19 protein-coding genes are annotated in these 18,047 nt (G+C 68.4%); 12 read left to right on the forward strand and 7 right to left on the reverse strand.

Annotation, left to right across the window (positions count from 1 at the left end):
* Positions 1-99 precede the first annotated feature (99 nt).
* Positions 100-1,512 carry a replicative DNA helicase gene (gene dnaB, locus R1Z03_RS10230; RefSeq protein WP_284395760.1) on the forward strand — a complete coding sequence of 471 codons (1,413 nt, stop codon included), beginning with the start codon at positions 100-102 and terminating at the stop codon, positions 1,510-1,512.
* A 93-nt stretch (positions 1,513-1,605) separates the two neighbouring features.
* On the opposite strand, the gene R1Z03_RS10235 is transcribed toward dnaB, so the two are convergent.
* The 4 genes from R1Z03_RS10235 to R1Z03_RS10250 all read right to left on the reverse strand — a co-directional run bounded on the left by R1Z03_RS10235 (position 1,606) and on the right by R1Z03_RS10250 (position 4,977).
* Positions 1,606-1,974, reverse strand: coding sequence for a hypothetical protein (locus tag R1Z03_RS10235; protein WP_317359308.1), 369 nt, complete (start codon positions 1,972-1,974; stop codon positions 1,606-1,608).
* Positions 1,975-1,990: 16 nt separating this feature from the next.
* Positions 1,991-3,802 (reverse strand): PhoH family protein, encoded by a 1,812-nt coding sequence (locus R1Z03_RS10240; protein ID WP_317359310.1) that lies wholly within the window; start codon positions 3,800-3,802, stop codon positions 1,991-1,993.
* 154 nt (positions 3,803-3,956) lie between these two features.
* Positions 3,957-4,442, reverse strand: coding sequence for a peroxiredoxin (locus R1Z03_RS10245; protein ID WP_272551605.1), 486 nt, complete (start codon positions 4,440-4,442; stop codon positions 3,957-3,959).
* Between the two features lie 163 nt (positions 4,443-4,605).
* Positions 4,606-4,977, reverse strand: coding sequence for an Mth938-like domain-containing protein (locus tag R1Z03_RS10250; protein WP_284395750.1), 372 nt, complete (start codon positions 4,975-4,977; stop codon positions 4,606-4,608).
* A gap of 170 nt (positions 4,978-5,147) precedes the next feature.
* Between R1Z03_RS10250 and R1Z03_RS10255 the strand changes: the two genes are divergently transcribed.
* From R1Z03_RS10255 to R1Z03_RS10285, 7 genes are all read left to right on the forward strand, one after another.
* Entirely contained in the window at positions 5,148-6,377 is a 1,230-nt protein-coding gene (locus R1Z03_RS10255; RefSeq protein ID WP_284424270.1) for a pyridoxal phosphate-dependent aminotransferase, read from the forward strand.
* A gap of 76 nt (positions 6,378-6,453) precedes the next feature.
* Complete coding sequence (locus tag R1Z03_RS10260; protein WP_317359315.1) at positions 6,454-7,815, forward strand: homoserine dehydrogenase; 1,362 nt, start codon at positions 6,454-6,456, stop codon at positions 7,813-7,815.
* Positions 7,815-9,242: a threonine synthase gene (gene thrC, locus R1Z03_RS10265; protein ID WP_272567933.1), complete on the forward strand. Its 1,428-nt coding sequence runs from the start codon at positions 7,815-7,817 to the stop codon at positions 9,240-9,242. The genes R1Z03_RS10260 and thrC overlap by 1 nt, the downstream gene beginning before the upstream one ends.
* 96 nt (positions 9,243-9,338) lie before the next feature.
* The gene (gene mobB, locus R1Z03_RS10270; RefSeq protein WP_317359318.1) at positions 9,339-9,896 is read left to right on the forward strand and encodes a molybdopterin-guanine dinucleotide biosynthesis protein B; all 558 of its coding nucleotides are present in this window, start codon (positions 9,339-9,341) and stop codon (positions 9,894-9,896) included.
* Positions 9,897-11,129, forward strand: a complete 1,233-nt coding sequence (glp, locus tag R1Z03_RS10275) for a gephyrin-like molybdotransferase Glp (RefSeq protein WP_317359321.1) — start codon at positions 9,897-9,899, stop codon at positions 11,127-11,129.
* Positions 11,126-11,383 carry a molybdopterin converting factor subunit 1 gene (gene moaD, locus R1Z03_RS10280; protein ID WP_272551613.1) on the forward strand — a complete coding sequence of 86 codons (258 nt, stop codon included), beginning with the start codon at positions 11,126-11,128 and terminating at the stop codon, positions 11,381-11,383. Before glp ends, moaD begins: the two co-directional genes overlap by 4 nt.
* 37 nt (positions 11,384-11,420) lie before the next feature.
* Positions 11,421-11,858 carry a nuclear transport factor 2 family protein gene (locus R1Z03_RS10285; RefSeq protein ID WP_317359324.1) on the forward strand — a complete coding sequence of 146 codons (438 nt, stop codon included), beginning with the start codon at positions 11,421-11,423 and terminating at the stop codon, positions 11,856-11,858.
* A 34-nt stretch (positions 11,859-11,892) separates the two neighbouring features.
* On the opposite strand, the gene R1Z03_RS10290 is transcribed toward R1Z03_RS10285, so the two are convergent.
* The 3 genes from R1Z03_RS10290 to R1Z03_RS10300 all read right to left on the reverse strand — a co-directional run bounded on the left by R1Z03_RS10290 (position 11,893) and on the right by R1Z03_RS10300 (position 13,780).
* Positions 11,893-12,849: a dihydrodipicolinate synthase family protein gene (locus R1Z03_RS10290; RefSeq protein ID WP_372588251.1), complete on the reverse strand. Its 957-nt coding sequence runs from the start codon at positions 12,847-12,849 to the stop codon at positions 11,893-11,895.
* A 313-nt stretch (positions 12,850-13,162) separates the two neighbouring features.
* On the reverse strand, positions 13,163-13,513 hold the full coding sequence (locus R1Z03_RS10295) for a hypothetical protein (RefSeq protein WP_317359326.1): 351 nt from the start codon (positions 13,511-13,513) through the stop codon (positions 13,163-13,165).
* A 12-nt stretch (positions 13,514-13,525) separates the two neighbouring features.
* The gene (locus R1Z03_RS10300) at positions 13,526-13,780 is read right to left on the reverse strand and encodes a hypothetical protein (protein ID WP_272567945.1); all 255 of its coding nucleotides are present in this window, start codon (positions 13,778-13,780) and stop codon (positions 13,526-13,528) included.
* 177 nt (positions 13,781-13,957) lie between these two features.
* On the opposite strand from R1Z03_RS10300, the gene R1Z03_RS10305 reads away from it, so the two are divergent.
* From R1Z03_RS10305 to R1Z03_RS10320, 4 genes are all read left to right on the forward strand, one after another.
* On the forward strand, positions 13,958-14,197 hold the full coding sequence (locus tag R1Z03_RS10305) for a hypothetical protein (protein ID WP_272567946.1): 240 nt from the start codon (positions 13,958-13,960) through the stop codon (positions 14,195-14,197).
* Positions 14,198-14,231: 34 nt separating this feature from the next.
* Positions 14,232-14,753, forward strand: a complete 522-nt coding sequence (moaE, locus tag R1Z03_RS10310; protein WP_317359329.1) for a molybdopterin synthase catalytic subunit MoaE — start codon at positions 14,232-14,234, stop codon at positions 14,751-14,753.
* Positions 14,754-14,928: 175 nt separating this feature from the next.
* Complete coding sequence (gene clpB / locus R1Z03_RS10315; protein ID WP_284424262.1) at positions 14,929-17,538, forward strand: ATP-dependent chaperone ClpB; 2,610 nt, start codon at positions 14,929-14,931, stop codon at positions 17,536-17,538.
* Positions 17,539-17,566: 28 nt separating this feature from the next.
* Entirely contained in the window at positions 17,567-17,911 is a 345-nt protein-coding gene (locus R1Z03_RS10320) for a hypothetical protein (protein ID WP_284424261.1), read from the forward strand.
* The last annotated feature ends 136 nt before the right edge of the window (positions 17,912-18,047 follow it).

Raw genomic sequence — 18,047 nt, forward strand, 5'->3', positions numbered from 1 at the left:
CCCACCGCCTGTGAACAGCTTGTCCACAGACTTGTCATCCCAGTCTTCCCATCTGCCTGACGGTAATCCACCGCGCCCGCCGCGAGAGGACCTTTTGCCATGACCCTCGAGTCCCTTTCCATCGACGAGGATTTCGCTCCGGCGCCGGACCGCGAAGTCGCCCAGCTGCGCGTGCCGCCGCATTCCCTGGAGGCCGAGTCCAGCGTGCTGGGTGGCCTGCTGCTCGACAACATGGCCTGGGACCGGGTGGGCGACCTGCTGGTGGATGGCGATTTCTATCGGCACGAGCACCAGCTCATCTATTCGGCCATCGGTGCGATGGTGAACGCCAGCAAACCCGCCGACGTGATCACGGTGTACGAGCGGCTGCAGGGGCTGGGCAAGGCGGAGGAGATCGGCGGGCTGGCCTACCTCAACAGCCTGGCGCAGTACGTGCCGAGCGCGAGCAACATCCGGCGCTATGCCGAGATCGTGCGGGAGCGTTCGATCCTGCGCAAGCTGGTCACGGCCAGCGACGAGATCGCCACCAACGCCTTCAATCCCAAGGGCAAGCCGGTCGAGCGCATCCTGGACGAGGCCGAGCAGAAGATCTTCGCCATCGGCGAAGAAGGCTCGCGCATGAAGCAGGGTTTCCAGTCGCTGGACACGCTGGTGGTGGACCTGCTGGACCGCGTCCAGGAAATGGCGGACAACCCCGTGGACGTGACCGGCGTGCCCACGGGTTTCGCCGACCTGGACCGCATGACATCGGGCCTGCAGGCGGGCGATATGGTGGTGCTGGCGGCGCGGCCGTCCATGGGCAAGACCTCGTTCGCCGTGAACATCGCCGAACACGTGGCGCTCAACGAAGGCCTGCCCGTGGCCATCTTCTCGATGGAAATGGGCGCGGCGCAACTGGCGGTGCGGATCGTGGGCTCCATCGGCCGCGTGAACCAGGGCAACCTGCGCACCGGCAAGCTGACCGACGAAGAATGGCCGCGGCTGACCGAGGCCATCGAGCGCCTGCGCACGGTGTCGCTGCACATCGACGAGACGCCGGGCCTCACGCCCAGCGAGCTGCGCGCCAACGCGCGCCGGCTGGCGCGCCAGTGCGGCAAGCTGGGACTGATCGTGGTCGACTACCTGCAGCTCATGAGCGGCTCGGGTTCGTCCAGCTCGGACAACCGCGCCACCGAACTGGGCGAGATCTCCCGGGGCCTCAAGATGCTGGCCAAGGAACTGCAGTGCCCGGTGATCGCGCTGTCTCAGCTCAACCGCTCGGTGGAGCAGCGCACCGACAAGCGGCCGATGATGTCCGACCTGCGCGAATCCGGCGCCATCGAGCAGGATGCCGACATCATCATGTTCATCTACCGCGACGACTACTACAACAAGGACAGCAAGGAGCCGAACGTGGCCGAGGTCATCATCGGCAAGCAACGGAACGGCCCCACCGGCACGGTGAAGCTGTTCTTCCAGAAGAACCAGACGCGCTTCGAAAACCTCGCCATGGGCTCCGGCGACGATTTCTAGGCGCCTGGGGTCAAAAAGGCCGCCAGCGCATATCCTTCTAGGGCATATTGCTATCAATTAAATAGCAAACGCCTGGAATGCGGTGCGGCCCGTTCAGCTGCCGCCCAGCGTCCAGGCCAGCAGCCCCACGGTGGCGACGCCGGCCAGTGCCACGGCGATCGTCAGGCGCTGGCTGCGCACCCGCAGCGCATCCACCGCGCGCACGAGCTGAGCGTTCTGCTCGGCGAGCGAGCCGATCAGCACGGCCGACGCCTGCTGCTCGGCCTCCAGCGCCTGCACCCGCTGGCGCAGTGCGGCCAGGCCGTCCTCCGTGCCGTTGGGCAGGGGTGCGGCGGCGGTGGCTGCCGGCCCTTTCTGCGTCTGGCCCAGCAGCCGCCGGGCGGCCTGCAGGATCTGGGGCGTCGCCTCGATCACGTCGCCCCAGGGCACCAGCTTCAGCGCGGTCATCCATCCCACGGCCATTACCGGGTGCTCCCGCTCACAGCACTTCGCTGGCGAAGTCCGCCAGGCGTGAGCGCTCGCCGCGCGCCAGGGTGATGTGGCCGCTGTGCGGCCAGCCCTTGAAGCGGTCCACCGCGTAGGTCAGGCCGGAGGAGCCTTCGGTCAGGTACGGCGTGTCGATCTGCGCCAGGTTGCCCATGCAGATGATCTTGGTGCCCGGGCCCGCCCGCGTGATGAGCGTTTTCATCTGCTTGGGCGTGAGGTTCTGCGCCTCGTCGATGATCACGTACTTGTTGAGGAACGTGCGCCCGCGCATGAAGTTCATGCTCTTGATCTTGATGCGGCTGCGGATCAGCTCGTTGGTGGCCGCGCGGCCCCATTCGCCCGCGTTGCCGCCGTCGCCCTTGGCCAAAAATTCCAGGTTGTCGTCCAGCGCGCCCATCCACGGGCCCATCTTTTCCTCTTCGGTGCCGGGCAGGAAGCCGATGTCCTCGCCCACGCTCACCGTGGCGCGGGTCATGATGATCTCGGTATAGCGGCGCTCGTCCAGCACCTGCGTGAGGCCCGCGGCCAACGCCATCAGCGTCTTGCCGGTGCCGGCCGTGCCGGTGAGGGTGACGAAGTCCACCTCGGGGTCCATGAGCAGGTTCATGGCGAAGTTCTGCTCGCGGTTGCGGGTGTTCACGCCCCAGATGGCGTTCTTGGCCGAGCCGTAGTCCTTGAGCGTCTGCAGCACCGCCGTGCGGTCGCGGATCTCGGTCACGCGGGCGAACAGGCTGGGCTCGCCGGGCGCCTCGAAGTACACGAACTGGTTGATCATCAGTTGCGGCACGATCGGTCCGCCGATGCGGTAGTACGTGTGCACGCCGCTCTGCCAGCTTTCCACGTTCTTGCCGGTCTTGATCCAGAAGTCGGCCGGCAGCGCGAGCAGGCCGGAGTACAGCAGGTCGCCGTCTTCGAGCGTCTTGTCGTTCTGGTAGTCCTCGGCGTTCAGGCCGAGCGCGCGCGCCTTGACGCGCATGTTGATGTCCTTGGACACCAGCACGACTTCGCGCGGGGCATGCAGCTTGCGCAGCGCCTCGACGACGCCCAGGATCTGGTTGTCAGCCTTGCCCTGGGGCAGGCTGGTGGGCAGGCTGTAGTCGAGCGGCGCCGTCTGGAAATACAGGCAGCCGCCGGCCGCGCGCTGGCCGGTGGAGTCGAGCTTGAGCCCGCGCGCGATGTCGGCGCCCTGCGCGGCGGCCAGGGCGTCGAGCGTGCGGCTGGCCTGGCGTCCGTTGCGGGCGACCTCGGTCATGCCTTTCTTGTGGCCGTCGAGTTCCTCGAGCACGATCATCGGCAGGAAGATGTCGTGTTCCTCGAATCGGAAGAGGCTGGTCGGGTCGTGCAGCAGCACGTTGGTGTCCAGCACGAACATCTTCTTGGGGCCGTTGCTGCGCACCTTGCGGCTGCGCGCGCTGGATGCCGCAGCGGGGGCTGGTGCGGGCTCGGGCGCGGCGGTGCGTGCCTGCACCGGCTCGGCCAGGGCGGACTCACGGGCCTGCACCGGCGCAGGGGCCGGTGCGGCGCGGCGTCGCGACGGCGCGCGCTGCTCGGGTTGCGGCGGTGCCTCGCTGGCCACTGGCGCGGGTGCACGCGCGGCAGTGCTTTCAGGGCGGGGTGCCGCATCGCGGGCGGAGGGGGCCGTGCGCGCGGGCCTGCGGGTGGAACGGGTGGCGGGAGGGTTGGCGGGTTCGAAGGCTTCGACCGGTTCGTCAACGGCGGTCAGGTCCGCACGGGCCGCGGTCTGGTGGTAAGCATCCGGAGAAAGCAGCGCGGCGCGCCGGGTGGGGGCGGGGGGCAGGGGCATGGTGCAATGGCCTCGATGGGATGTTCAGAAAGCAAAAAGCCGCCTGGAGGCCAAGGCGGCTTTTGGGTGAGGGGAGGGCGTTGCGTTTCTCAGCAGCATCGACCCATTATGCATGCTCCCCATGACGGGCCGCGGCAGCCTGCCGCAGCCGGCTTCAGGCAGCTTTCTTGAGGGCCTTGATGGACTTCACGGCCTTGAGCACTTCGTCCACATGGCCCGGCACCTTGAGGCCGCGCCATTCGTGGGCGAGGATGCCGTCGGGGCCGACGAGGAACGTGCTGCGTTCGATGCCCTTGACCTTCTTGCCGTACATGATCTTGTTCTTGACCACGCCGAACATGTGGCACATTTTTTCTTCGGTGTCGGCAATCAGTTCGAACGGGAGTTCGAGCTTTTCCTTGAAGTCGTCGTGCGACTTCATGTTGTCGCGCGACACGCCGAAGACGGCTGCGCCGGCCTTGACGAAATCTTTGTACTTGTCGCGGAACTGCATGGCTTCGGTGGTGCAGCCAGGGGTGTTGTCCTTGGGATAGAAGTACAGAATCAGAACCTGGCCAAGATGCGAGGTATTGGAGACCTTGATCCCCCCGGTCGCGTTGGCTTCAAATTCAGGTAGGGGTTTGTTGACAACGATCGCCATGGCACTCAATCTCTCAGGATGAAAGTCGTTGAAAAGCCGGGGGAGCGGTGTGTGTTATTGCTCTTGGAGGGCCCCCGACCGCAACCGGAGATTTTACCTTGAAACGGACTCTTTCGCACTCTTTCAGGCCCTGCAGTCTGTAACCAAAGTACACAACTGGCGGTCAAGGCTCCAGCAGCAGGGCGGCGACCACGTTGCGCCCCTCGCCCGCCAGGATGTTGTAGGTGCGGCAGGCCGCCGGGGTGTCCATGGTCTCCAGCCCCATGCGCTTGGCCATCAGCGGCTGCAGCCAGGCGGGCGGCGGAAAGCGGTTGCGCGTGCCGCTGCCGAAAAGGATGAGTTCCGCATCGAGCCCGGCCAGTTGTGCGAAGTGCGCCGGCGTGAGGTCTTCGAAGCGCGTGCAGTCCCACGCCTGGCGCAGCCCGCGCGAGCCGAGGATCACGCTCGTCGTGAGCTTTTCGCCGTCCACGCCGATCCAGCCGGGGCCGTAGGCGCTGATGGTCTGCGTTTCGGAGCGGTCGGGCTGGAATTTCATGCGTTGGGGGCGGGGAGCCCGTTCGGGAAAAGGGGGCGCTGCAAGGGGCCAAAGGCCCCGGGGCGCTGCGGGAACTGTGGTCAAATTATAGGTTTCGCCACAGAGGCAATGCCTCCTGGCGGGTCTCTGAGTCCCCCCGTGTCCGGCTCCCGTCCTTTTTTCGCCAGCGCATGAAGACCATCCACAAATCCGCGAAGCTCAATAACGTTCTCTACGATGTCCGGGGCCCGATCGTGGACGCGGCCAAGCAGATGGAGGACGAGGGGCAGAAGATCATCAAGCTGAACATCGGCAACCTCGCGCCGTTCGGATTCGACGCCCCCGAGGAAATCCAGCAGGACATGATCCGCAACCTGCCCAACTCGGCAGGCTACTCGGACAGCAAGGGCATCTTCGGCGCGCGCAAGGCGGTGATGCACTACAGCCAGCAGCAGGGCGTGGCGGGCGTGACGCTCGACGACATCTACCTGGGCAACGGCGCGAGCGACCTGATCGGCATGGCCACCAACGCGCTGCTCGACGACGGCGACGAACTGCTGGTGCCCGCGCCCGACTACCCCCTGTGGACCGCCGTCGCCAGCCTGTCGGGCGGCAAGCCCGTGCACTACCTGTGCGACGAGGCCAACGGCTGGATGCCTAACCTGGACGACATCCGCGCCAAGATCACGCCGCGCACCAAGGGGCTGGTGGTCATCAACCCCAACAACCCCACGGGCGCGATGTACTCCGACGAGCTGCTCAAGGCCCTGGTGCAGATCGCCCGCGAGCACGGCCTGGTGCTGCTGGCCGACGAGGTGTACGACAAGGTGCTGTACGACGGCGTCACGCACACGGCGCTGGCCAGCCTGTCCACCGACGTGCTCACGCTGACCTTCAACTCGCTCTCCAAGGCCTACCGCTCGTGCGGCTACCGCGCAGGCTGGATGGTGATCTCGGGCAACAAGGAAGTGGCCCGCGATTACATCGAGGGCATCAACATGCTCGCCAACATCAAGCTGGGCTCCAACGTGCCCGGCCAATGGGCCATCCAGACGGCGCTGGGCGGCTACCAGAGCATCAACGACCTGGTCCGGGAAGGCGGGCGCCTGCGGCGCCAGCGCGACCTGGCCTATGAACTCATCTCGGCGATCCCGGGCGTGAGCTGCGTGAAACCCAAGGCGGCGCTCTACATGTTCCCCCGCCTGGACCCCGCGATGTACCCCATCGCCGACGACCGCCAATTCTTCATGGAGGTGTTGCGCGCCACGCGCGTGATGCTGGTGCAGGGCTCGGGCTTCAATTACCCCGACCAACAGCACTTCCGCATCGTGTTCCTGCCGCACGAGGACGACCTGCGCGTGGCCATCGGCCGCCTGGCGGATTTCCTCGCCCGGTACCGGCAGCAGCATGGCACCGCCTGATTTTTTACTCCTATTTTCATAGCTGTCAGCGCATATTCAACTAGCGCTGCAGTGCAATTTGACTGGTAATTCGATCATGAAACCGATCCAAGTGGGCCTGCTGGGCATTGGCACCGTCGGCAGCGGCGTCTTCAACGTGCTGCAACGCAACCAGGAGGAAATCCGCCGCCGCGCCGGCCGTGGCATCGAGATCGCCATGGTGGCCGACCTCGACGCGGCCCGCGCCAGGACCGTCGTGGGCGACACCGCCCAGGTGGTGAGCGATGCGCGCGCCGTCATCGCCAACCCCGACATCGACATCGTGGTCGAGCTGATCGGCGGCTACGGCATCGCCAAGGCCCTGGTGCTGGAGGCCATCGCCGCCGGCAAGCACGTGGTCACCGCCAACAAGGCGCTGCTGGCCGTGCACGGCACCGAGATCTTCGCGGCCGCGTCGGCCAAGGGCGTGATGGTGGCCTTCGAGGCCGCCGTGGCCGGGGGCATCCCGATCATCAAGGCGCTGCGCGAAGGGCTCACCGCCAACCGCATCCAGTGGATCGCCGGCATCATCAACGGCACCACCAACTTCATCCTGTCCGAGATGCGCGACAAGGGCCTGGATTTCGACGTGGTGCTGAAAGAGGCGCAGCGACTGGGCTATGCCGAGGCCGACCCGACCTTCGACATCGAGGGCGTGGACGCCGCGCACAAGGCCACCATCATGTCGGCCATCGCCTTCGGTATCCCGGTGCAGTTCGACAAGGCCTATGTGGAAGGCATCACCAAGCTCGGCGCGGCCGACATCCGCTACGCCGAGCAACTGGGCTACCGCATCAAGCTGCTGGGCATCGCCAAGCGCCGCTCCGGCGCGGGCGCGGCCTCCGGCCAGACCGACGGCGTGGAGCTGCGCGTGCACCCCACGCTCGTGCCCGCCAAGCGCCTGATCGCCAACGTGGAAGGCGCCATGAACGCCGTGGTGGTGCAGGGCGATGCCGTGGGCACCACGCTCTACTACGGCAAGGGCGCCGGCAGCGAGCCCACGGCCAGCGCCGTGATCGCCGACCTGGTGGACATCGCCCGCCTGGCCTCGGCCGACCCCGAGCACCGCGTGCCGCACCTGGCCTTCCAGTCGCACACGCTCGACCAGGCCATGGGCACGCTGCCCGTGCTGCCCATGAGCGAGGTGGTCACCAGCTACTACCTGCGCCTGCGCGTGGCCGACGAGGCCGGCGTGCTGGCCAAGGTCACGGGCCTGCTCGCCAAGGCCGGCATCAGCATCGACGCGGTGCTGCAGCGCGAAGCCGACGAGGTGGGCGGCGAGGGGTCCACGCAGACCGACCTCATCATCCTCACGCACGACACGCGCGAGGGCACGATGAACGACGCCATCGCGCAGATGCAGGCGCTGCCCACGGTGCTGGGCCCCATCACGCGCATCCGCAAGGAGGAGCTGAACTGATGCTGTACGTCTCGACCCGCGGCCACGCCGACCGCAAGCATTTCTGCGACATCCTGCTGGAGGGCCTGGCGCCCGATGGCGGCCTGTACCTGCCCGAGCGCTACCCGCAGATCGACGACGCGGCGCTCACCCGCCTGCGCCGTGCCTACCACGAGCAGGGCTACGCGGAGCTGGCCTTCCAGATCCTGTCGCTCTACATCGACGACATTCCCGCGGCGGATCTCAAGCGCCTGTGCGAGAAGACGTACACGGCCGAGGTGTTCGGCACCGGCGAGATCGTGCCGCTGCGCCACCTGGAAAACAGCCTGTGGCTCGAAGCCCTGTCCAACGGCCCCACGCTGGCCTTCAAGGACATGGCGATGCAGCTGCTGGGCAACCTGTTCGAATACGAACTGGCGCGCCGCGGTGAGACGCTCAACATCCTGGGCGCGACCAGCGGCGACACCGGCAGCGCCGCCGAATACGCCATGAAGGGCAAGCAGGGCGTGCGCGTGTTCATGACCAGCCCGCACGGCCGCATGAGCGCGTTCCAGCAGGCGCAGATGTTCAGCCTGCAGGACGAGAACATCCACAACCTCGCCATCGAGGGCGTGTTCGACGATTGCCAGGACATCGTCAAGGCCGTGAGCAACGACCTGGCCTTCAAGCGCCAGTACAAGATCGGCACGGTCAATTCGATCAACTGGGCGCGCCTGCTGGCGCAGGTGGTGTACTACTTCGCCGGCTACGTGCAGGCCACCGACACCAACGACCAGAAGGTGAGCTTCACCGTGCCGTCGGGCAACTTCGGCAACGTCTGCGCGGGCCACGTGGCGCGCATGATGGGCCTGCCGATCGACCAGCTGGTGGTGGCGACGAACGAGAACGACGTGCTGGACGAGTTCTTCCGCACGGGCGTGTACCGCGTGCGCGGCAGCGCCGACACGCACGAGACCTCCAGCCCGTCCATGGACATCAGCAAGGCGAGCAACTTCGAGCGCTTCGTGTTCGACCTGCTCGGCCGCGACGGCGCCCGCACGCAGGCGCTGTTCGGTGAGGCCCTGGCCCGGGACGGCGCGTTCGACCTGAGCGGCGATCCAGCCTTCGCCGAAGCGGCGGGGCGCTACGGCTTCGTGAGCGGCAAGAGCACGCACGCAGACCGCATCGCGACCATCCGCGACACGTTCCAGCGTTTCGGCGTGACGATCGACACCCACACCGCCGACGGCGTGAAGGTGGCGCGCGAGCACATCCGTCCCGGCGTGCCGATGCTGGTACTGGAAACCGCGCTGCCGATCAAGTTCGCCGAGACCATCGTCGAGGCGCTGGGCCAACCGCCCGAGCGGCCGGCCAAGTTCGAGGGCATCGAGGCGCTGCCCAAGCGCGTGCAGGTCATGCCGGCCGACGTGGTGCTGGTCAAGGCCTACATCAGCCGCCACTGCGCCTGAGTTCTTCCAGGCGGGTTTTGTGCCGAATCGGGCCGATGCCCTAGTGCTTATTGTCCCTTTTGCTATTGAATTAATAGCAAATCCCAGGAGGTCGCAATGAAGGTGGTGGGCTTTGCCGGGTTCTCGGGCAGCGGCAAGACCACGCTGATCGAGCGGCTCATTCCGGCGCTGGGCCAGCGCGGGCAGCGCGTGTCGGTGGTCAAGCACGCGCACCACCGGTTCGACGTCGATCACCCCGGCAAGGACACCTGGCGCCACCGCGAGGCCGGGGCGTTCGAGGTGGTGGCGGCTTCGGACCGACGGATGGTGCTGATGCGCGAGTTCGCCCAGCCCACCGAGCCCGACGTGCACGGCCTGCTGGCCGAGCTGGACGACCGGGTGGACTGGGCCCTGGTGGAGGGCTTCAAGGAATGCGATCTGCCCAAGGTGGAGGTGTGGCGCTCGCCGTCGCCCGATGACACCGAGCGCAGCGTGCGCTATCCGCAGGACCCGTTCGTCGTCGCCGTGGTGACCGATGCCCCCGCCCGCCTGCCCGTGCCCACCGGGCTGCCTGTCTTCGATGGCTGGGCCGGCCCGGTCGATGCCCTGGCCGACTGGCTGATCGCCCAGGGTCCACGCTTTCACTATGTTCCGCCACCGCCTGGAGTCCGCTGAATGCCCGCTGCCGCCCGCCCCCCGATGAAGCCCCTGGACGAGGCGCTGGCCGACCTGCTGGCCCATGCCGTGCCGCTGGCCGGCACCGACACGGTGGACACGTTCGATGCCGATGGCCGCGTGCTGGCCGTGGCGGCCGTCTCGCCGCTGCAGGTGCCGCCCCATGACAACAGCGCCATGGACGGCTATGCCGTGCGCCGGGCCGACCTGGCCGCTGCGGGGGCGCAACTGCCCGTGTCGCAGCGCATCGCGGCCGGCAGCGCGGGCCTGCCGCTGGCCGCCGGCACGGCGGCGCGCATCTTCACGGGCGCGCCGGTGCCGCCCGGGGCCGATGCGATCGTGATGCAGGAAGACTGCCAGGCGCTGGAGGGCGACCGCGTGCAGATCGATGCCGTGCCCGCCGCCGACCAGTGGATTCGCCGCGCGGGCGAGGACATCGCGCTCGGGGCCGACGTGCTGGCCGCGGGCACGCGGCTCACGCCGGCCGCGCTGGGGCTGGCCGCGAGCATCGGCCTGGCGCGGCTCACCGTGGCGCGGCGCCCGCGCGTGGCGCTGTTTTCGACCGGCGACGAACTCGTCATGCCCGGCGAGGTGGACCCGGCCCGCATGCCGCCCGGCGCCATCTACAACAGCAACCGGTTCTTCCTGCGGGGGCTGCTGCGCCGCCTGGGCTGCGCGGTGACCGACCTGGGCATCGTGCCGGACCGGCGCGAGGCCACGCTGGAGGCGCTGCGTGGCGCCAGCCTGGAGCACGACCTGATCCTGACCAGCGGCGGCGTGTCGGTGGGCGAGGAAGACCACGTCAAGCCCGCCGTCGAGGCCCTGGGCCGGCTGGACCTGTGGCAGATCGCCATGAAGCCCGGCAAGCCCTTCGCCCATGGCCGCATCGGCGCGGCGCACTTCATGGGGCTGCCGGGCAACCCGGTATCGAGCTTCATGACCTTCGCGCTGCTGGTGCGCCCGTTCCTGCTGCGGCTGCAAGGCGTGCAGGCCGTCGCTCCGCAGAGCGTGGCGGCCACGGCCGACTTCGACTGGCCGCGCGCGGACCGGCGCCGCGAGTTCCTGCGCGTGCGGCGCAATGCGGCGGGCGGGCTGGACCTGTTTCCCCACCAGGGATCGGGCGTGCTCACGTCGGTCGCCTGGGGCGACGGCGTGGTGGACACCCCGGCCGGCCAGACCATCGCGCGGGGCGATACCGTGCGCTTCATTCCCTGGGCGGAGCTGCAGTCATGAGCCGCACCGTCACCGTGCGCTACTTCGCCGCGATCCGCGAGGCCGTGGGGCAGGGCAGCGAACGCCTGGCCACGCAGGCGGCCACGCTGGGCGCGCTGCGCGACGAACTGATCGCGCGCGGCGGGCCCTGGGCGCACAGCCTGGGCCGCGGCCGCGCGGTGCGCATGGCGCTCGACCAGACGCTGAGCGACGAATCCGCGGCGCTGGCTGATGGGGCGGAAGTGGCGTTCTTTCCGCCCGTCACGGGCGGCTGAAGGCCGGCGCGCCCGTGGCCTGACGCGCCCCTTTTCGATGCCTGCTTCCGACGCGCCCCTTTTGCCGTTGCTGCAGGCCCTGGAGGTGGAGTTGCACCGGCCGGCCGCGCGCCAGGACGCCGCCCGGCTGGACGCACTGCTGCACGACGACTTCCGCGAGTTCGGCCGCTCCGGCGCGGTCTACACCAAGGCGGACGTCCTCTCGCAACTGCCGGCCCAGGCGCAGCATGCCGTGGTGGTCGCGGACCGCTTCGAGGTCCGGCGTCTCGGTGAGTTCGCCGCGCTGCTCACGTACCGATCGGCGCAGCGGTTGGACGACGGAACCCTGGAGCGGTGGACGCTGCGCACTTCGGTGTGGGAGCGGTCTGCGCGCGGGTGGCAAATGTGCTTCCACCAGGGCACGCCTGCCGCGCCCGGCGGCCCCGGCGAATCCGAACCCCCGACGGCACGGGCCGAAGGGGTGCCGCCGCCTTGATGGCGGCGGCCCGAGGCCCGTCTCCCGCAGGCTCTTAGGCGCCCTGGGGTGCGATGGCGGCCGGCTCGCCGCGCGGCAGGGCCGCCAGGGCCTCTTGCAGCCGCTGTACCAGTGCGGGCGAGGCCGACGTCATCGGCGCGCGCAACTCGTCCGCCATCTCGCCCCGCGCGGCCAGCAGGGCCTTGATGGGGGCGGGGTTGGGCTCGGCGAAGAAACGCTCCACCCACGGAACGATCCCCTGCCAGAGCCCGCGTGCCTGCACCAGGTCCCCGGCCGCGACGGCGTCCAGGCAGGCCACCCATTCGGCCGTCTGCCAGTGCGCGCTCGCGGCGATGGCCCCGGCGCCCCCGAGCGCGACGGTGGTGAAGGCCTGGGCGTCCTCGCCCGCCAGCATTTGCAGCGCGCCGTCTGCGATCAGCGCCTGCGTCTTCGCCGGGCTGCCGCCGCAGTCCTTCACGGCGCGGAGATTCGGGTGCGCCGCCAGGCCGCGCAAGGTGGCCAGGTCGAGCGTGGCGCCGGTGCGGTAGGGAATGTCGTAGACGATGAGCGGGACCGCACTGGCATCGGCGATCGCCCCGAACCACTGCTGCAGCCCGGCCTGCGACGGCCGGATGGAATGCGGCGCCGGCACCAGCAGCCCGGCCAGCGGCTGCGGGGCCAGATTGCGCACCCGTGCCAGCACTTGGCCCATGTGGCAGCCCGACACGCCCATCACCACCGGCAGGCCGCCCGCGTGCGCGAGCACCGTGGCCAGCACGGCGTCCTGCTCCGGCATGTCCAGCGCCCCGGCTTCGGCGGTGGAGCCGCAGGCCACGAACCCCGCGATGCCCGTGCGGCGCAGCCGCTGCACGAGGCCCTTCAGGGCCTCATGGTCCACGGCGCCGTGGCGAAACGGGGTGACCAGGGGAATCCAGAGGCCGGAGAAATCGCCACGGGCCCGCGGGGTGGCAGGGCGGGTGGTGGCATGGGAGTGGGTGGAATGTGAACGCACGGGAACATCCTTTCAGGCAACGACCGAGGGAGCCGTCCAGGGATGCGTGCGCCGACCGGCAAAGCGGCAGGCGTTCAAAAAGAAAAAAGGGGAGAGGGTGCCTGCCGCGCGGTTCCGTCGCTCATCCGGACGGAACCGCAGCTCCGGTCAGATGAGCTGGGGTTTTTTGGCTTTGCCTGCGCACGCCGCCACGGACCGGAGGGTCCGCGAAGGCGAGGGGGTGTGCGAAGGCATGGAGGGCAGTATAGCCAGGGTGCGCCGGTACAGGCCCTCCGTCGCGCCGCTGGCGGTGACCTCGCGCTGGGTGGCGGGGCTAGGGCGCAGGGGCGTCGCCCTGCGGAACCTCGTCCGAATGGGGCGGCAGTTCCGGGCAGCGCCAGTTCAGCAGTTCGGCCAGGCGCAGCGTGATCCAGCGCGCCTCGGGTGGCGCCACGCCGGAGCCGGGCGTGGCCAGCCCGGCGTGGATGCGCAGCAGGATCTCGGCCTCCGACGGGGCCTGCACGTGGTAGAGCGTCTGCGCCTGCTCCACCAGATGGCTGGCCAGGTCTTCGCACAGCTCGTAGCGCTCGCGGACCACGGCGACCGGCTCGGACAGGCGCTGGCGGGCATCGCTGTACACCGCCAGGAACGAGGGCGGGACGTGGATCTGGTTCTCGTCGTGCATGGCGGATGCGGCTCAGTCGGGCGTGAACAGGCGCGCGAACCGCTCGGCATCCTCGGCCAGCTCGAACGTGGCGAGCTGGCCCATCTTGCCGTCCGCCAGGCGGTGGGCGGCGAACAGGCTGTAGCGGCCCCGCAGGTCGTAGCTGGGCAGGTCGATCAGCGCGTAGGGGTGGGGCTGGAAGACCTCGTGCTCGAACACCACGCGGTGCTGGTTGCGCGGTGACGGAAAGAGCTTGTAGCGGTCGGTGGTGACGGTCTGGGTGGCCATGCGGAAAGGAGAGCGAAGGGGGAGTGGCAGCGGTGCGAGGCGCAAGAGGCGGGCGCGGCGGCATGCCTGGCAAGCCGGCCACTTTAGCAAAGGCGCTCTTTTCCCGGCCGGCGCCAGCGGCCCGGCGGTTTCCATGACAATCGCGGTTTGCGAACGCACGCACAAGGACACCGCCGCATGGCACGCAATTCGAGAGACAAAGACGAGTGGGCCGGCAAGGTCTTCGCCCTCATCCAGGGCGGCAACACCCAGGCCGCCATCGCGCAGGTGAAGGTCGCGCCGTCGGTGAACGACGTGGTGCGGCTGCAGGCCATGCTGGCGCGCGTGCCGGCGTCCCCCGCACGGCGCCAGCTCGACCAGATCATCGAGGAAGAGCGCGGCCTGCTCTCCGCCCCGCGCCTGCACCGCTCGCCATGAGCCGCACCGGCGCCAGACCCCTTTCGCAGCGGCCATGAACCCCGTTTCCGCTCCACATCCCATTGCCCCGCCCCGCGTGGCCGTCCAGGCGGCCGACTTCGACGTGTCCGCCGAACTGGCGGCCCTGCGCGCCGGCGATCCGCGGGTGGGCGCGGTGTGCTGCTTCGTGGGCACCGTGCGTGATCACAATGCCGGCGACGCCGTCGCATCGATGGAGCTGGAACATTACCCCGGCATGACCGAGAAGTCCATCGAAGCCATGGTGGACGAGGCACTGCGCCGCTTCGAGCTGTTCGGCGCCCGGGTGGTGCACCGCGTGGGGCTGCTGCAGCCGCAGGACCAGATCGTGCTGGTGGCGGTGACCTCGGCCCACCGGGGCCAGGGCTTTCAGGCCTGCGAGTTCCTGATGGACTACCTCAAGACCCAGGCGCCGTTCTGGAAGAAGGAGGTCACGCCCCAGGGCGCGCGCTGGGTCGATGCCCGGGTGAGCGACGACGCCGCGCTGGCGCGCTGGGGCATCGCCGCCCTTCCCAATGCGGATGAGGGTTTGGGGTAAAAAAGGCCTTCGCCGCATATTCCACTAGGGCGTTTTGCTATCAATAAATGAGCATTTGGCATTTTTTGAGATGTCTGCCTGAATTTGATCTGGCGCATGGCTTGCTGTGGGGCGCGCGCTTGAAATGTGCCTGCACCTCCCCCAACTGCGTTGCAATTCGGAGGACATTTCAACCATGCGTCTCGACAAATTCACCACCAAGTTCCAGGAAGCCCTGAGCGACGCGCAGTCGCTGGCGCTGGGCAACGACAACGCCTACATCGAACCCGTGCACATGCTGGTCGCCATGCTGCGCCAGGAAGACGGTCCGCGGGCACTGCTGCAGCGCGCCGGCGCCAACGTGCCGGGGCTGCTGTCCGCGGCCGAGGCCGCGGTCAAGCGCCTTCCCCAGGTGCACGGGCAGGACCAGGTGCAGGGCGGCCCCGAGCTGGGCCGCGTGCTGCAGGCGACCGAGAAGGAGGCCATCAAGCGCGGCGACCAGTTCATCGCCAGCGAGCTGTTCCTGCTCGCGCTGGTGGACAGCAAGGGTGACGCCGCCCAGATCGCCAAGGACAACGGCCTGACCCGCAAGAGCCTGGAGGCCGCCATCGACGCTGTGCGCGGCGGCCAGAAGGTGGACAGCGCCGAGGCCGAAGGCCAGCGCGGCGCCCTCGCCAAGTACTGCCTGGACCTGACCGAGCGCGCCCGCATCGGCAAGCTCGACCCCGTGATCGGCCGCGACGACGAGATCCGCCGCGCCATCCAGGTGCTGCAGCGCCGCACCAAGAACAACCCCGTGCTGATCGGCGAGCCCGGCGTGGGCAAGACCGCCATCGTGGAAGGCCTGGCCCAGCGCATCGTGGCCGGCGAGGTGCCGGAATCGCTCAAGGGCAAGCGCGTGCTGTCGCTGGACATGGCGGCCCTGCTGGCCGGCGCCAAGTACCGCGGCGAGTTCGAGGAGCGCCTGAAGAGCGTGCTGAACGAGCTGGCCAAGGACGAGGGCCAGACCATCGTCTTCATCGACGAGCTGCACACCATGGTCGGCGCCGGCAAGGGCGAAGGCGCCATGGATGCGGGCAACATGCTCAAGCCGGCGCTGGCGCGCGGCGAGCTGCACTGCGTGGGCGCGACCACGCTCGACGAATACCGCAAGTACATCGAAAAGGATGCGGCCCTGGAGCGGCGCTTCCAGAAGATCCTCGTGGGCGAGCCCACGGTCGAGGCCACCATCGCCATCCTGCGCGGCCTGCAGGAAAAGTACGAGGTGCACCATGGCGTGGACATCACCGACCCGGCCATCGTGGCCGCGGCCGAGCTGTCGCACCGCTACATCACCGACCGCTTCCTGCCCGACAAGGCCATCGACCTCATCGACGAGGCCGCGTCCAAGATCAAGATCGAGATGGACTCCAAGCCCGAGGTCATGGACCGGCTCGACCGGCGGCTGATCCAGCTGCAGATCGAGCGCGAGGCCGTGCGCCGCGAGAAGGACGAATCCTCGCAAAAGCGCTTCGCGCTGATCGAGGAAGAGATCGCCAGGCTGCAAAAGGAAATCGCCGACTACGACGAGATCTGGCAGTCCGAAAAGGCCCAGGCCCAGGGCAGCGCGCACGTGCGCGAGGCCATCGACAAGCTCAAGTTCCAGATCGAGGAGTTCACACGCAAGGGCGACTTCAACAAGGTGGCCGAGCTGCAGTACGGCAAGCTGCCCGACCTGGAAAAGCAGCTCAAGGAAGCGCAGGCCAAGGAAGCCGGCAAGGACGGCGCAGGCAGCGCCCCGCGCCTGCTGCGCACCCAGGTGGGCGCCGAGGAGATCGCGGAGGTGGTGAGCCGCGCCACCGGCATCCCCGTGGCCAAGATGATGCAGGGCGAGAAGGACAAGCTCTTGCAGATGGAAGACAAACTGCACGAGCGCGTGGTGGGCCAGGACGAGGCCATTGCCGCGGTCGCCAACGCCATCCGCCGCTCGCGCTCGGGCCTGTCCGACCCCAACCGGCCCACGGGCTCGTTCCTGTTCCTGGGCCCCACGGGCGTGGGCAAGACCGAGCTGTGCAAGGCGCTGGCGGGCTTTTTGTTCGACAGCGAAGACCACCTGATCCGCATCGACATGAGCGAGTTCATGGAAAAGCATTCGGTGGCCCGCCTGATCGGCGCGCCGCCCGGCTACGTGGGCTATGAAGAAGGCGGCTACCTCACCGAGGCCGTGCGCCGCAAGCCCTACAGCGTGCTGCTGCTCGACGAGGTGGAAAAGGCCCACCCCGACGTGTTCAACGTGCTGCTGCAGGTGCTGGACGATGGCCGCCTGACCGATGGCCAGGGCCGCACCGTGGACTTCAAGAACACGGTGATCGTGATGACCAGCAACATCGGCTCGCACCTCATCCAGGCCATGGTGGGGCAGGACTCGGACGACATCAAGGAAGCGGTGTGGGGGGAACTCAAGAACCATTTCCGACCCGAATTCCTGAACCGTATCGATGAGACGGTGGTGTTCCACGCGCTGGATGCGAAGAACATCGAAGCGATTGCACGCATCCAGTTGCAGTTGCTCGAAGCGCGTTTGGCGAAAATGGACCTGCACCTGCAGGTGTCCGACACGGCCTTGGCCGAGCTGGCCAAGGTGGGATTCGATCCCGTGTTCGGTGCGCGGCCGCTCAAGCGGGCGATCCAGCAGCGGCTGGAAAATCCGCTGTCCAAGCTGCTGCTGGAAGGCCGTTTCGCGCCCAAGAGCGTGATTCCGGTCGATGTGGACCCGGTGCTCGATCCGGGCGTTTTCCGCTTCGGCGAGGCCCTGATACAGGGTTGAGCCGGGCCTTCTCAGGAAAGGACGTGGTTTGAACGATTTTGCAGCCGGGGTGATCCGGTGGATAGTGCGTCTGGCTGTGGTGGCCGTCGGCGTGGTCTTTTTCCTGAGCCTGCTGACCGTGGCCGCTTTGCTGGCGGTGGTCTGGGGCGCCCGTGCCCTGTGGGCGCGAGTGACCGGCCGCCCCGTAACGCCCTGGGCCATGCGCATGGACCCGCGCACCGGCTGGAGCACGGTGTACCGCAGCACGGCGCGCTGGTCCGCTGCCCCGGGCGGCCGCCCGGTGGCGGACGGCCCCGCCGAGCCGGCGGTGCGCTCGCGCGAACTGCCCGGCGCGCGTGAGGTGACCGACGTGCAGGCGCGCGACGTGTCCTGAGCCGGCGGCGCGGCAGAGCGGTGGCCCGCTCGCCTGCCTCTGTGTTGGGACACCGGTGCCGGGCCGCGCCCGGGATCGCACCGCGCCCGGCTCGGCCTGGGCCAGCGGCCATCGGGCAAGCGTTTCCCCGCTTATT

The sequence above is a fragment of the Acidovorax sp. BLS4 genome (genome assembly GCF_032929295.1).
Lineage (GTDB): Bacteria > Pseudomonadota > Gammaproteobacteria > Burkholderiales > Burkholderiaceae_C > Paracidovorax.